This window comes from Saccharothrix sabaoui (assembly GCF_051756985.1).
Classification (GTDB): Bacteria; Actinomycetota; Actinomycetes; order Mycobacteriales; family Pseudonocardiaceae; genus Actinosynnema.
In genome coordinates, this window is sequence record NZ_JBPKJK010000043.1 from 14,296 (window position 1) to 27,601 (window position 13,306).

Genomic DNA, 13,306 nt, shown 5'->3' on the forward strand with positions numbered 1-13,306 from the left:
CCAAGCTGGGCGGGTGCCTCCGATCTTCATCAGCTACCGGCGCGACGACAGCTCCGGTCACGCGGGCCGGCTGTACGACGCGCTGGCGGCGCGGTTCGGCGAGGCCGACGTGTTCCTGGACGTCGACTCGATCGGGCCGGGTGAGGACTTCGCCGAGGTCATCGAGCGGACGCTGGCCCGGTGCGACGCGCTGCTGGCGGTGATCGGCAGGACGTGGGCGTCCCCCCGCCTGCACGACCCGGCGGACTTCGTGCGGCTGGAGGTGGAACGCGCGCTGGCCCGCGACCTGCGCGTGGTGCCGGTGCTGGTGGCCGGCGCGGCGCTGCCCCCGGCGGGGGACCTGCCGGAGGTGCTGCGCCCGCTGGTCCGGCGCAACGCCTTCGAGGTGAGCGACCTGCGGTTCCGCCGGGACGTCGACCGGCTCGCCGAGCACCTGGTGATCGCCTCCGCCGCCGGACCCGCGGCCCCGGCGGTGGAGGCGTTCACCGTCGAACGGCACGTGCGCGCCGCGCCCGGGGCGGTGTTCGACCTGCTCGCCGACCCGTCGCGGGCGGTCGCGGTGTTCTCGTCGGTGACCCGGGTGGAGCCGATCACCGCCGGTCCGGCCGGTCCGGGCACCCGCTACCGGCAGACCTCGCGGGTGCTGGGCGCGGAGGTCGACTCCGAGGTGTCCTACGCGGAGTTCGCCCGGCCGCACCGCCTGACCGTGGTCGTGGCCGAGGTCGGGAGCGCCGCGCCGAGCCGCATCGAGTACGCGTTCGCGCCCGCCGCCGGCGGTACCCGGGTCACCTGCCGCTACCTGGTGGAGGGGTCGGGCTGGAAGCTCCGCGCGGCCGTGCTGGCGAGCAGGGCGGTCGGGCTGCGCGGCGCGCGGCGCGAGCTGGACGAGCTGGCCGCCGCGGCCGAGTCGTGAACCGCGGCGGCCGGCCCGCCCACCGGCCCGCTCAGCGGCGCGCGAGCACCGCCAGCGCCACCACCAGCACGCCCATGCCGCACCAGGACGCGAGCGGCAGGCGTTCGCCGAGCACGACCACGCCCAGCACGGCCGCCACGGCGGGTTCGGCGAGGGTCAGCGTGGTCGCCGCCGCCGCGCCCGTGTGCCGCAGGCCGAGGCCGAACAGCAGGTAGGCCGCGAACGTGGTGAACACCGCCAGGTGCGCGGTCACCGCCGCGCCCTGCGCGGTGCCCACCCAGCCGACGCCGAGCACGAGCAGCACCGGCAGGGTCAGCGCCGACGCGCCGCCGAACACCGCGCCCACGACGTCCCGCGACGGGTGGCCGAGGGCGATCAGGTGGGCGCAGACGACCGAGTACGCGGCGTACGACAGGCCCGCGAGCAGCGCCAGCCCGACGCCGACGAGGTCGACGCGCGACTCGCCGCCGCCCAGGACGAGCACCGCGCACCCGGCGACGGCGGTCAGCGTGGTGACCGGCCTGGCCCGCAGGCCGAGCACGATCGGCGCGGTCGCCAGCGCCGCGGTGGTGGCCACCGCCACGCCGGTGCGCTCCACGGCCGGGTAGAACGCGAGCGCGTACCCGGCCACCGTCACCGACCCGAGCAGGAGCAGCCGGCGGTCGGCGGTGCGCAGCACGGTGCGGGCGCCGCGGGCGGTGAGGAACAGCAGCAGGCCGCCGAGCACCAGGCCGGCGGCGCCGACCGCGGCGGCCGGCGCGGAGGCCGGCGCCAGGGAAGCGGCCGTGCCGGTGGTGCCCCACAGGGCGCACGCGGCGAGGATGGGCAGCGGGCCGAGGGACGGCCGGGGACGTGTTCGCACGGCAGAGGTCGACACGGGGTCTCCGTTCGCGGAGGAGGGGAAAAGGGCGCGAACGGGCGCGAGCGCGAGCAGGCGTGGGTGTGGCTACCGCGGGAGCGCCCGTCAGGCGCCCGGCGGCGGGAGGACCACGTGCCAGTGGGTGTCCACGCCGGGGATCGTAGCCGACGGGAGCGGCGGTACCCTGGGGATCATGGACGTCGGCGTAGCGGATGACCTGCTGCGGCGGTCTCTCGTGGTCTACAAGTTCGCGGTGGACGAGCTCATGACGAAGCTCCGCATCCTCAGCGAGGAGTTCGACCTCGTCCACCGCCACGACCCGATCGAGCACGTGACGCACCGCGTGAAGCGGCTGGAGGCGATCCTCGACAAGCTGGCGCGCAAGGGGTTGCCGCCGGACCTGTCGCTCGCCGCCGAGCACCTGGACGACGTGGCGGGCGTGCGCGTGGTGTGCCCCTTCGTGTCCGACGTGTACCGCGTGCGGGACATGCTGGCGCGGCAGAACGACGTGGAGATCCTCAAGACCAAGGACTACATCGCCGCGCCCAAGCCCAACGGGTACCGCAGCCTGCACCTGATCGTGCGCATCCCGGTGTTCCTGTCCGACCGGGTGGAGCACGTGAAGGTGGAGGTGCAGCTGCGGACCATCGCCATGGACTTCTGGGCCACCCTGGAGCACAAGCTGTACTACAAGTACGACGACCAGGTGCCCGCGGGTTTCGTCGAGGAGCTGACGAACACCGCCGCCATCGCCGCCGAGCTGGACGCCCGGATGGAGGCGCTGCACCTGGAGGTTCAGCGCGACTAGCCGCCCGGGAGCAGGTACGGCGCGCCGGTGATCCAGCCGCCGACGCGGTCGGGCAGCTCGTCGGTGGGCACCAGCTCGACGCGGTCGCCCTCGCGGACCTCCCCCGGCCGGACGACCCAGCAGTTGAGCGCCAGCCGGCCGTCGAAGTCGGTGCGGATGCGGCGGAACACGTCGAGGTCCTGCGCGCCGCTGTCGGGGTCGATCGACGTGACGATGCACCGCCCGCGCACCGAGTACACGCCGATGACGGCGTCCCCGATGACGAGGGCGTGACCGGGCCAGCCGCGTTCGTCGTCCGGGCCGACCCCGCCGAGCAGCAGGTTGGGCCGCAGCCGCCGCACGTCCGAGCCCCACGACGCGACCGCGCCGTCGGTGGCGACGAGGAGGTTGAGCACGTCGAACCGCTCGGGTCCCGGGTAGCGGACGAGCCGGCCGCCGAAGGGCTCGACCAGCGCGGCGGCCTCCGGGCCGTCCCAGCGGTGGCCGGCGACGAGCGGCGTGCCGTCGGGACCGGTGGAGGCGGGGATGGTGAGCAGGCCGTGCCGGGTGCGGCCGGTGAGCGGCACCCGGCCGCCGCTGACGTGCACGAGCCGGTCGCCCGCCACGCCGTCGTCGGTCAGCTCGGCGGTGGCGATCCGCTCGCCGCCGAGGGACTTCACGGGGTAGCGCCACAGCGCCTCGACGTGCATGGCGACCTCTTTCTAACGTTCACAAGGTCCCTTGAACGTTAGAACCATCTCCTAACGGATGCAAGCCCGTGTTAGCGTGAGAGGCGTGCCGCCCGCCGAGCCGCGCCCGATCCGCCTGGCCAACACCCTCCGCCGGGACCGCTCGACCGTGCGCGACCACCTGACGACCGCGGCCGACCTCGTCGCCTGGCTGGACGGGAACGGCGGCGACGGTCCGGCGCTCACCGCGGCGGACGTCACCGAGGCCGACCTCGCCGCGTTCCGCGAGCTGCGCGCGGCCGTGCGGGACCTCTTCGCCGCGCTGACCGACGACACCCGGTCGGCCGCCCGGGACGCCGACGTCGGGCGGGCCGCGGCCGCGGTGAACCGCGCGGCGACCCGGGCGGACACCCGGCCGCAGCTCGACGTCTCGGGCGGGCGGTGGCGGCGGACCTCCACGACGACCGCCCGACCGGTGCTCGCCGAGCTGGCCGCCACCGCCGCCGAGACCGTCGACCTGGTCACCGGGGACGGCCGCGCGCTGCTGCGCGCCTGCCGCGCGCCCGGCTGCGTCCTGTACTTCGCCAAGGACCACCCCAGGCGCGAGTGGTGCTCCACCGGGTGCGGCAACCGGGCCCGCGCGGCCCGGCACTACCGGCGCGCTTCGGCGGCTACGAGCGGGTAGCGCCAAACGACTTCCGGAGCCCGGGGTTACGGGTGTCCATGAAATTCTTTCGGAAGTCCGTCGAATGGATCACAATGAACATTCGACGTCCTGCCGATGACCAACGGTACGCCTTAGCGCAAGCCTTGCCAGGCGAGTGCGAATAACCCTCGCGTACTGCGCGTACTTACGAGACCAGCCGGTCCAAACCTGCCGATCGAGTGAACTGGGACACGCCTTTCCCCGACCCCGGGGCTGGTTTCGCAAAAATAGGGAATCTACATTCTGGAAATGCTCCGTTCGGCGGTCGCGACCACCCCTCAGCAACAGCCACCGTTAGGTCCGCAGCCACATCGGCTCATTTCCAAGAGGGACCAGGATGGACACGAACACGATCGCGACCCGATTAGCCGACCTCGTCCGCGCCCACCGCGTGCCGGGCGCGCAGCTGGCCGTGCACCAGAACGGCCGGACCTGGACGCACGAGGTCGGCCTCCCCGCCGACGCCGCCGTACCCATCGGCTCGATCACCAAGACGTTCACCGCGACCGTCGCCATGGCGCTCGTCTCCGACGGCGACCTGGAACTCGACGCGCCGCTGTCCGACCACCTCCCGACCGTCTCGGGCGAACTGACCCTGCGGCACCTGCTCAGCCACACGGGCGGGCTGCCGTCGGACCCGGAGGACGTCCGGTCGACGTCGCTGCGCCGCCACGTCGAGCAGGCGCTGCGCGACCTCGACCCGCTGCACCGGCCCGGCGAGGGCTTCTCCTACTCCAACGTCGGCTACTCCCTGGTGGGCCACCTGATCGAGGTCGCCACCGGGATGACCTGGTGGGAGGCCATGGACGCGGTGCTGCTGCACCCGCTCGGCGTGCCGGCCCGGTTCACCACCGGCCCCGGCGCGGGCGTCGGCGTGGTCCCCGGCCACGCGGTCAACGCGGACACCGGGCGGGCCGTGCCGGTCGAGCAGTCGCTGGCCCTGGTCGACGCGCCCGCGGGCGCGCTGGCCGCCAGCGCCACCGACCTGGTGGCCCTCGGCCGGATGCTCGGCGGGTCGGCGCCGCACCTGGTGGACCCGCACGACCTCGACCTCATGCGCACGCCGGTGCGGCACGCCGAGCCGTTCGGCATGGCCGACGGCTGGGGCCTGGGCCTCGCGCTGTTCCAGCGCGACGGGGTCCGCTGGGTCGGCCACGACGGCACCGCCGACGGCACCTCGTGCCACCTGCGGATCAACCCCGAGGACGGCACGACGGTCGCCCTGACCTCGAACGCGGGCCCCGGCTTCGCCCTGTGGCGCGACCTGGTCCCGGTATTGGCCGACGCCGGCCTGCCGGTGGGCGACTACGACGGAATGCGCGGCCTGGACCGGCGCATCGCACCCCCTCCGGACTGCACCGGGAGGTTCCGCAACGGCGATGTCGAATACGCCGTGCGCCCCCTGGGCCGGGAGCGGCTGGCGCTCACCGTGGACGGCGAGCCGTTCGCGGACCTGTCCTTGTTCGACGGCCTGGTGTTCGCCATGCGTGATTCCGACACCGGCGACACCAACCAGACCGGCCGTTTCCTGCGGGACCCCGGCGACGGCGACATCCGGTGGATCCAGATCGGCGGGCGCCTCGCCCTCCGACAGGTCTCGGAAATGGTCTGACAAATCACGTTTGAACTTTCCCAGAACCGGGTAGGGCGCGACCCGGTTCCCGCTGCCGAACCAGAAAGGCACCTTTCGCGATGACGCACGCCCACACCCTGCCGGCGTTGGTGGCCGCGCAGGCACAACGCACACCCGACGCGGCGGCGGTCGTGTCGGCCGAGGGCGAGGTGAGCTACCGGGAGCTCGACGAGCGGGCCAACCGGCTGGCGCACCTGCTGATCGCGAAGGGCGCACGCCGAGAACGGGTGGTGGCCGTCCAGCTGCCCCGCTCGGTGGACAACGTGGTGGCCCGGCTCGCGGTGCTCAAGTCCGGGGCCGCCTACCTCCCGGTCGACCCGGCCTACCCGGCCGACCGGATCGCGTTCATGGTGTCCGACGCGGACCCGCTGCTCGTGCTGGACGGGCCGGTGGACGCGGCGGACCAGCCCGCCACCGACCCCGGCGTGGACATCCGGCCGGACGACCCGGCCTACGTCATCTACACCTCCGGTTCCACCGGCCGCCCCAAGGGCGTCGTGGTCACCCACCGCGGCCTGCCCGCGTTCGCCGCCGCCGAGGTCGAGCACTTCGAGGTGCGGCCGGGCGACCGGGTGCTCCAGTTCTCCTCCCCCAGCTTCGACGCCTCCGTGCTGGAGCTGTGCATGGCCCTGCCCGCGGGCGCGGCGCTCGTCGTGCCGCCGCCGGGGCCGCTGCTGGGCGACCAGCTCGCCGACGTCGTCGAGGAGTTCGGCGTCACGCACGCGCTCATCCCGCCGGTCGCGCTGGCCACCGTGCCGGTGCGCCCGCTGCCGACGTTCCGCACCGTGATCGTCGGCGGCGACGCCAGCTCGGCCGAGCTGGTGGCCAGGTGGGCGCCGGGCCGCCGCATGATCAACGCCTACGGGCCGACCGAGTCCACCGTGGTCACCTCGTGGAGCGAACCGCTCGTGCCCGGTGGCACGCCGCCGATCGGCCGGCCCGTCCCGGGCACCGAGGTGCGCGTGCTGGACGACGAGCTGAGACCCGCCGCGCAGGGCGAGCTGTACGTGACGGGCCTCGGCCTGGCCCGCGGCTACCTCGGCCGACCCGGCCTGACCGCGCAGCGGTTCGTCGCCGACCCGTTCGGCGCCCCCGGCGCGCGCATGTACCGCACCGGCGACGTGGTCCGCACCCGCGACGACGGCCAGCTGGAGTTCGTCGGCCGCGTCGACCACCAGGTGAAGATCCGCGGTTTCCGGGTCGAGCCCGGCGAGGTCGAGGCCCTGCTGCTGGAGCACCCGGACGTCGACCAGGCCCTGGTCGTGGCGCGCGACGAGCCCAAGCGGCTGGTCGCCTACGTGGTGGGCCGGGGCACGGACGGGCTGCGCGGGCACCTGGCCGCCACCCTGCCCGACTACCTGGTGCCGTCGGCGTTCGTCGCGCTCGACGCGTTCCCGTTGAGCCCCAACGGCAAGCTGGACCGCTCCGCGCTGCCCGCGCCGGTGGTCGGCGAGACCCCCGAGGGCTTCGTGGAGCCCCGCACGGCCGCCGAGCGCAGAGTCGCCGAGGTGTGGTCGGACGTGTTGGGCGCGCCGCTGGTCGGCGCGCTCGACGATTTCTTCGCCCTGGGCGGCGACTCCATCCTCGCGGTCCGGGCCCTGGGCAGGCTGGGCGGCCTGCCGGTGCGCGCGATGTTCGACCACCGCACGGTCGCCGCGCTCGCCGAGGTCCTGCCCGAGCAGGAGGGCGCGCCCATCCCCCGCGTGCCGCGCGGGCAGCCGCTGCCGCTGTCCCCCGCGCAGCGCCGGCTGTTCTCGCTGGACGGCACCGCCGAGCAGAACACCGCCGTGGGCCTGCGCCTGACCGGGCGGCTCGACGTGCCGCGCCTGGCCGCCGCCCTGGACGCGCTGGCCCGCAGGCACGACGCGCTGCGCACCACGTTCGACGTCGTCGGCGACGAGCCGGTGCAGGTCGTCGCCCCGCACGGCACGATCCCGCTGCGCGTGCTGCCCACCCCGATCGGCGACCTGGGCCTGGACGAACCGTTCGACCTGCGCCGGGGCCCGCTGACCCGCGCGGTGCTCGCGCCGGTCGGCCGCGACGAGCACCTGCTCGTCCTCGTGCAGCACCACGTCGTCACCGACGGCTGGTCGGTGCAGGTGCTCGTCGAGGAGCTGGCCGAGCTGTACGCGGGCGGCTCCCCCGCCGAGCCCGCCGTGCAGTACCCCGACTTCGCGGTGTGGGCCCGCGGCAACCCCGAGGGCGACCTGGCGTACTGGCGCGAGCAGCTGGCCGACCTGGAGGCGCTGGACCTGCCCACCGACCGGCCCCGGCCGGCGCTGCGCACGACCGCCGGCGCGGTGCTGCGCCGACCGCTGCCCGCCGACCTGGTGGAGCGGCTGACCGGCGTGGGCCGCGCGCACGACGCGACCCTGTTCATGACGCTCACCGCCGCGGTGCAGCTGCTGCTGTCGGCGCGCACCGGGCAGCGGGACGTCGCCGTCGGCACGGTCAGCTCCGGCCGCGACCGCGCCGACCTGGAACGCGCCGTCGGCTTCTTCGTCCGCACCCTGGTGCTGCGCTCGTGGGTCGACCCGGACCTGCCGTTCACCTCGTTCCTCGACCGGGTGCGCGACACCGCGCTGGCCGCGTTCGCGCACGACGACGTGCCGTTCGACCGGGTCGTGGAGGCGCTGCGCCCCGACCCCGACCCGAGCCGCACGCCCCTCGTGCAGACCGTGGTGGCGCTGCACCAGCCGCTGGTGCGCGACGCGGCGTTCGGCGACCTGACCGTCGCCGAGCACGACCTGCCCCGCCCGGTGGCCCGGTTCGACCTGGTGGTCGAGTTCTGGCCGCGCGAGGACGGGCTGGCGCTGACGGTCGAGTACAACACCGACCTGTTCGACGAGGCCACGATCGGGGCGCTCGCCGACGACCTGGACGCGCTGCTGCGCCTGGTGGTGGAGGACCCCGACCGGCCGCTGCACGGCCTGGTGGACCTGGCCGAGGCGGACGACGACGGCGTGCGGATCAGGGGCGTGCGGGTCGACCTCGCCGAGGTCGAGCGGGCGCTGCTGCGGCACGACGGGGTGACCGACGCGGCCGTGGTCGTGCGCGACCGGCGGTTGGTCGCCTACACCGCGCCCCCGGTCGCGCCCGCCTCGCTGCGCGGCCTGCTGGAGCAGGTGCTGCCCGGCCACGCCGTGCCCGAGGTGTTCGTCGGCCTCGACCGCCTCGACCGGACCGCGCTGCCCGCGCCGACGACCGGCCGGGAGGCCACCCGGTACGTGGCGCCGCGCACGCCGGTGGAGGCCGTGCTGGCCGGGATCTTCGCCGAGGTGCTCGGCGCGGCGCGGGTCGGCGTGCGGGACAACTTCTTCGCCCTGGGCGGCGACTCGATCCTGGGCATCCAGGTGGTGACCAGGGCGCGGCGGGCCGGCCTCGTGCTGACCTCGCGGGACATCTTCGCCCACCAGACGGTCGCGGCCATCGCGCCGCACGTCACCCGCGACCTGCCGCCCGCCGCCGACCAGGGCGTCGTCACCGGCGACGCGCCGCTCACCCCGATCCAGCGGTGGTTCCTGGAGCACCAGACCACCCGGCCGGAGCACTTCGACCAGTCCGTGGTCGTGGACGTGGACGACCTCGACCCGACCGCCCTGCGCACCGCGCTGAAGGCGCTCGTCGAGCACCACGACGCGCTGCGCACCCGATTCGAGGGCGACCGGCAGGTCGTCGGGCCCGTCGAGGACGTCGACCCGCTCGCGCTCGACGGCTTCGACCTCACCCGCGGCCCGCTGCTGCGCGCCGAGGTGCTGGACGACCGGTCGGTCCGGCTGACCGCGCACCACCTGGTGGTGGACGGCGTGTCCTGGCGCGTGCTGGTGGAGGACCTGGCCACCGCGCACCGGCAGGCGCTGGCCGGGCAGCCCGTGCGCATCGGGCGCAAGACCACCTCGTTCAAGGACTGGGCGAGGAAGCTCGCCGAGCACGCGCCGCACGGGTTCGCCGACGAGCTGGCGCACTGGACCGCGGTGGCCGCCACGCCCGGTGACGTCCCGCTGGACCGGGACGGCGCGAACACCACCGCCTCGCAGCGCGAGGCCACCGTGCGGCTGACCGCCGAGGAGACCGCCGCGCTGCTGCGCGACGTGCCCGGCGCGTACCGCACCCAGGTCAACGACGTGCTGCTGACCGCGCTCGGCCGGGCGCTGGCCGACTGGACCGGCCGGTCGCGGGTGCTGGTGGACCTGGAGGGCCACGGCCGCGAGGAGCTGTTCGACGACGTCGACCTGTCCCGCACGGTCGGCTGGTTCACCACCGTGTTCCCGGTGGCGCTCGACCTCCCCGCCCCGGACGCCGGGGACTGGGGCGAGGCGCTCAAGTCGGTCAAGGAGCAGCTGCGGGCCGTGCCCCGGCGCGGCATCGGCTACGGCGCCCTGCGGCACCTGGCCCGCACCGCGCCCGCGTGCACGCCCGCGGTGAGCTTCAACTACCTGGGCCGCTTCGACGCCGACCAGCGCGACCTCGACCTGTCCGCCGACCCCGACGCGCCCCGGCCGCACCAGCTGGACGTGGTCGGCCAGGTCCGCGACGACCGGTTGGAGTTCACCGTCCACTACAGCGCGGAGCTGCACGACGACGCGACCGCCACCCGCCTCGTCGAGGACTTCGCGGCGAACCTGCGCGCCGTCGTCGCGCACTGCGCCGCCCCCGGCGCGGGTGGCCGCACCCCGTCGGACTTCCCGCTGGTGCGGCTCACCCAGGAGCAGGTGGACCGGCTCCCCGGCGAGGACGCCTACCCGCTCACGCCGATGCAGGCGGGCATGGTGTTCCACGGCCTGGGCGAGAAGGGCGTGTACTTCCAGCAGACCACGTTCGTCGTGGACGGCGTGACCGACCCGCGGGAGTTCGCCCGTTCCTGGCAGCGCGTGGTCGACCGGACGCCGGTGCTGCGCAGCTCGGTGCTGTGGGAGGACGTGCCCGAACCGCTCCAGGTGGTGCACGCCGAGGCGCGCGTGCCGTTCACGTTCCTCGACTGGCGGGGCCTGGGCGAGGAGGACCGCGCCGCCCGGCTGCGCGACCTGCTGGCGCTGGACCGCGAGGAGGGCATCGACCTGGCCGTCGCGCCGCTGATGCGCTTGGCGGTCGCCCGGGTCTCGGACACCAGCGTGCAGGTGCTGTGGACGTTCCACCACGTGCTGCTGGACGGCTGGAGCGTCTTCCACGTGCTGTCCGACGTGCTGGCGCGCGGCGAGCTGCCCGAGCGGCGGCCGTTCCGCGACTACGCGGCGTGGCTGGCCGAGCAGGACGGCGCGGCGGCCGAGGCGCACTGGCGGGGCGTGCTCGGGTCGTTCGACTCCCCCACCCCGCTGCCCGCCGACCGGCCGGCCGCGCACGGCACGTCGTCGGAGCGGCTGTCGGTCGAGCTGGACGAGGAGGAGTCCGCGCGGCTCTACGAGTTCGCCCGCGAGCACCGGCTCACGCCGAGCGCGATCGTGCAGGGCGCGTGGGCGCTGCTGCTGGGCCGCTCCAGCGGCCGGCGGGACGTGTGCTTCGGCGCGACCGTGTCCGGCCGTCCCGCGGACCTGCCCGACGTCGACTCCATCACCGGCATCTTCATCAACACCCTGCCGGTGCGGGTCGAGCTGGACGGGACCGCGCCGGTCGCCGACTGGCTGCGCGCCCTCCAGGACGCCCAGGTCGAGTCGCGGCGGTTCGAGCACGTGCCGCTGACCAGCCTCCAGGGCTGGAGCGGCGTCGAGCGCGGCGTGAACCTGTTCGACAGCGTCGTGGTGTTCGAGAACTACCCGGTCGAGCTGGCCGGGGACATGGGCCTGCGCGAGCTGTCGGCCGTGGAGACGACGAGCTTCCCGCTCAGCGCCACCGTCTACCCGCGCGAGCGGCTGGGCCTGCTGCTGGGCTACGAGCCGGCGATGTTCGACGCGGGCACGGTGGAGCGGCTGGGCGAGCGGCTGCGCCGGCTGCTGGTCGAGCTGGTCGCCGACCCCGATCGGGCGCTGGGCCGGGTGCCGTGGCTGTCGCAGGCCGAGGTCGACCAGGTGCTGGTGGACTGGAACGGCTCGGTGGTGAGCGAGCCGGACGCGACGATCCCCGGGTTGTTCGCCGCCCAGGCCGCCCGCACGCCCGAGGCGGTGGCGGTGACCTGCGAGGGCGCCGCGCTGACCTACCGCGAGCTGGACGAGCGGTCCAACCGGCTGGCGCACCACCTGGTGTCGCTGGGCGCGGCGCCGGAGCAGATGGTGGCGCTGCTGTTCCCCCGCTCGCTCGACCTCGTCGTCGCCGTGCTGGGCGTGCTCAAGTCCGGCGCGGCCTACCTGCCGCTCGACCCCGTCTACCCGCCCGAGCGGATCACCGCAACGATCGCCGACGCGCAGCCCGTGGCCACCCTGTCCGAGCTGCCCGATCTCACCGCCTATCCGGCCACCGCGCCGGAGGTCCCGCTGCGCCCGGACAACGCGGCGTACGTCATCTACACCTCCGGTTCGACCGGACGGCCCAAGGGCGTGGTGATCCCGCACGGCAACGTGGTGCGCCTGTTCTCCGCCACCGACCACTGGTTCGGCCTCGGGCCGGACGACGTGGTGTCGCTGTTCCACAGCTACGCCTTCGACGTGTCGGTGTTCGAGCTGTGGGCCGCGCTGCTGCACGGCGGCCGGCTCGTCGTGGTGCCGCACGCGGTGTCCCGCTCGCCGCGCGACTTCGCCAAGCTGCTCGCCGACGAGGGCGTCACCATCCTCAGCCAGACGCCCTCGGCGTTCTACCAGCTCATCCCCGAGAAGCCGACCGGGCTGAGCCTGCGGTGCGTCATCTTCGCCGGCGAGGCGCTGGACATGCACAAGCTGGAGGGCTGGGACGGCCCCGGCGCGCTGATCAACATGTACGGCATCACCGAGACCACCGTGCACGTCACCTACACGGAGGCGGACGGCAGCATCGGCGTGGCGATGCCCGACCTGCGCATCTACGTCCTCGACGAAGACCTCAACCCCGTCCCGCCCAACGTGCCCGGCGAGATGTACGTCGCCGGCCCCGGCCTGGCCAGGGGCTACTTCCGACGCCCCGGCCTCACCGCGTCCCGCTTCGTCGCGAACCCGTTCGGCGCACCCGGCACCCGCATGTACCGCAGCGGCGACCTCGCCCGATGGGGTGACGGCGTCCTGCATTACCTGGGCCGAGCCGACCAACAGGTCAAGATCCGCGGCTTCCGCATCGAACTCGGCGAGGTCGAATCCGTCCTGGGGGCGCATCCTGCCGTCTCCCAGGTCGTTGTAGTGGCGAACGAGCACCGCTTGGTGGCGTACTACGTGCCGGACAAGCCGACGACGGCATCGGAGTTGCGCGACCACACGGCCAGTGTCCTGCCCGACTACATGGTCCCCGCGGCGTTCGTCGCACTGGAAAGCCTGCCGCTGAACGCCAACGGCAAGCTCGACCGCGTCGCGCTCCCCGCGCCCGAGCGCGACGCGGTCACCTCCGGGGCCTACGTCGCCCCCCGCACCGAGACCGAAGAGGCCATCGCGGCGATCTGGGCCGACGTCCTGGGCGTCGAGCGCGTCGGCGTGGAGGACGGGTTCTTCGCCCTCGGCGGCGACTCCATCCGCAGCTTGCACATCACGTCCCGGACCAAGGCGGCGTTCGGCGTCGACCTCTCCCCGCGCGACGTCCTCACCGCCCGCACCGTGGCCTCCCTCGCCGACCTGGTCGAGGACCTGGTGCTGGCGGACCTCGAAGCCCTCGCAGAGACGGAAGCGTGAC

7 protein-coding genes are annotated in these 13,306 nt (G+C 74.3%); 5 read left to right on the top strand and 2 right to left on the bottom strand.

What is annotated here, in order from left to right; all coding sequences use genetic code 11:
* The first annotated feature begins 13 nt into the window (after positions 1-13).
* A complete protein-coding gene (locus tag ACR807_RS15795; protein WP_438922068.1) occupies positions 14-913 on the top strand; it encodes a TIR domain-containing protein in 900 nt (299 codons plus the stop codon).
* A gap of 31 nt (positions 914-944) precedes the next feature.
* Here ACR807_RS15795 and ACR807_RS15800 read toward each other — a convergent pair whose 3' ends face one another.
* Entirely contained in the window at positions 945-1,790 is an 846-nt protein-coding gene (locus ACR807_RS15800; protein WP_438922069.1) for an EamA family transporter, read from the bottom strand.
* Positions 1,791-1,965: 175 nt separating this feature from the next.
* On the opposite strand from ACR807_RS15800, the gene ACR807_RS15805 reads away from it, so the two are divergent.
* Positions 1,966-2,580, top strand: coding sequence for a GTP pyrophosphokinase (locus ACR807_RS15805; protein WP_438922070.1), 615 nt, complete (start codon positions 1,966-1,968; stop codon positions 2,578-2,580).
* On the opposite strand, the gene ACR807_RS15810 is transcribed toward ACR807_RS15805, so the two are convergent.
* Positions 2,577-3,269, bottom strand: coding sequence for an MOSC domain-containing protein (locus ACR807_RS15810; RefSeq protein WP_438922071.1), 693 nt, complete (start codon positions 3,267-3,269; stop codon positions 2,577-2,579). The two genes, ACR807_RS15805 and ACR807_RS15810, sit on opposite strands and share 4 nt — an antisense overlap.
* An 85-nt stretch (positions 3,270-3,354) precedes the next feature.
* Between ACR807_RS15810 and ACR807_RS15815 the strand changes: the two genes are divergently transcribed.
* The 3 genes from ACR807_RS15815 (at position 3,355) to ACR807_RS15825 (ending at position 13,305) form a co-directional block, all read left to right on the top strand.
* Entirely contained in the window at positions 3,355-3,933 is a 579-nt protein-coding gene (locus ACR807_RS15815) for a CGNR zinc finger domain-containing protein (RefSeq protein WP_438922072.1), read from the top strand.
* A 358-nt stretch (positions 3,934-4,291) separates the two neighbouring features.
* Positions 4,292-5,566 carry a serine hydrolase domain-containing protein gene (locus ACR807_RS15820; RefSeq protein WP_438922073.1) on the top strand — a complete coding sequence of 425 codons (1,275 nt, stop codon included), beginning with the start codon at positions 4,292-4,294 and terminating at the stop codon, positions 5,564-5,566.
* A gap of 80 nt (positions 5,567-5,646) precedes the next feature.
* Entirely contained in the window at positions 5,647-13,305 is a 7,659-nt protein-coding gene (locus ACR807_RS15825) for a non-ribosomal peptide synthetase (protein ID WP_438922074.1), read from the top strand.
* Position 13,306: the final 1 nt, after the last annotated feature.

What these genes read in the sequence shown, in the direction of transcription:
- ACR807_RS15805 (WP_438922070.1), top strand. Translation starts at nt 1,966, where the DNA reads ATGGACGTCGGCGTAGCGGATGACCTGCTGCGGCGGTCTCTCGTGGTC.
- ACR807_RS15810 (WP_438922071.1), bottom strand. Translation starts at nt 3,269, where the DNA reads ATGCACGTCGAGGCGCTGTGGCGCTACCCCGTGAAGTCCCTCGGCGGC.
- ACR807_RS15820 (WP_438922073.1), top strand. Translation starts at nt 4,292, where the DNA reads ATGGACACGAACACGATCGCGACCCGATTAGCCGACCTCGTCCGCGCC.
- ACR807_RS15825 (WP_438922074.1), top strand. Translation starts at nt 5,647, where the DNA reads ATGACGCACGCCCACACCCTGCCGGCGTTGGTGGCCGCGCAGGCACAA.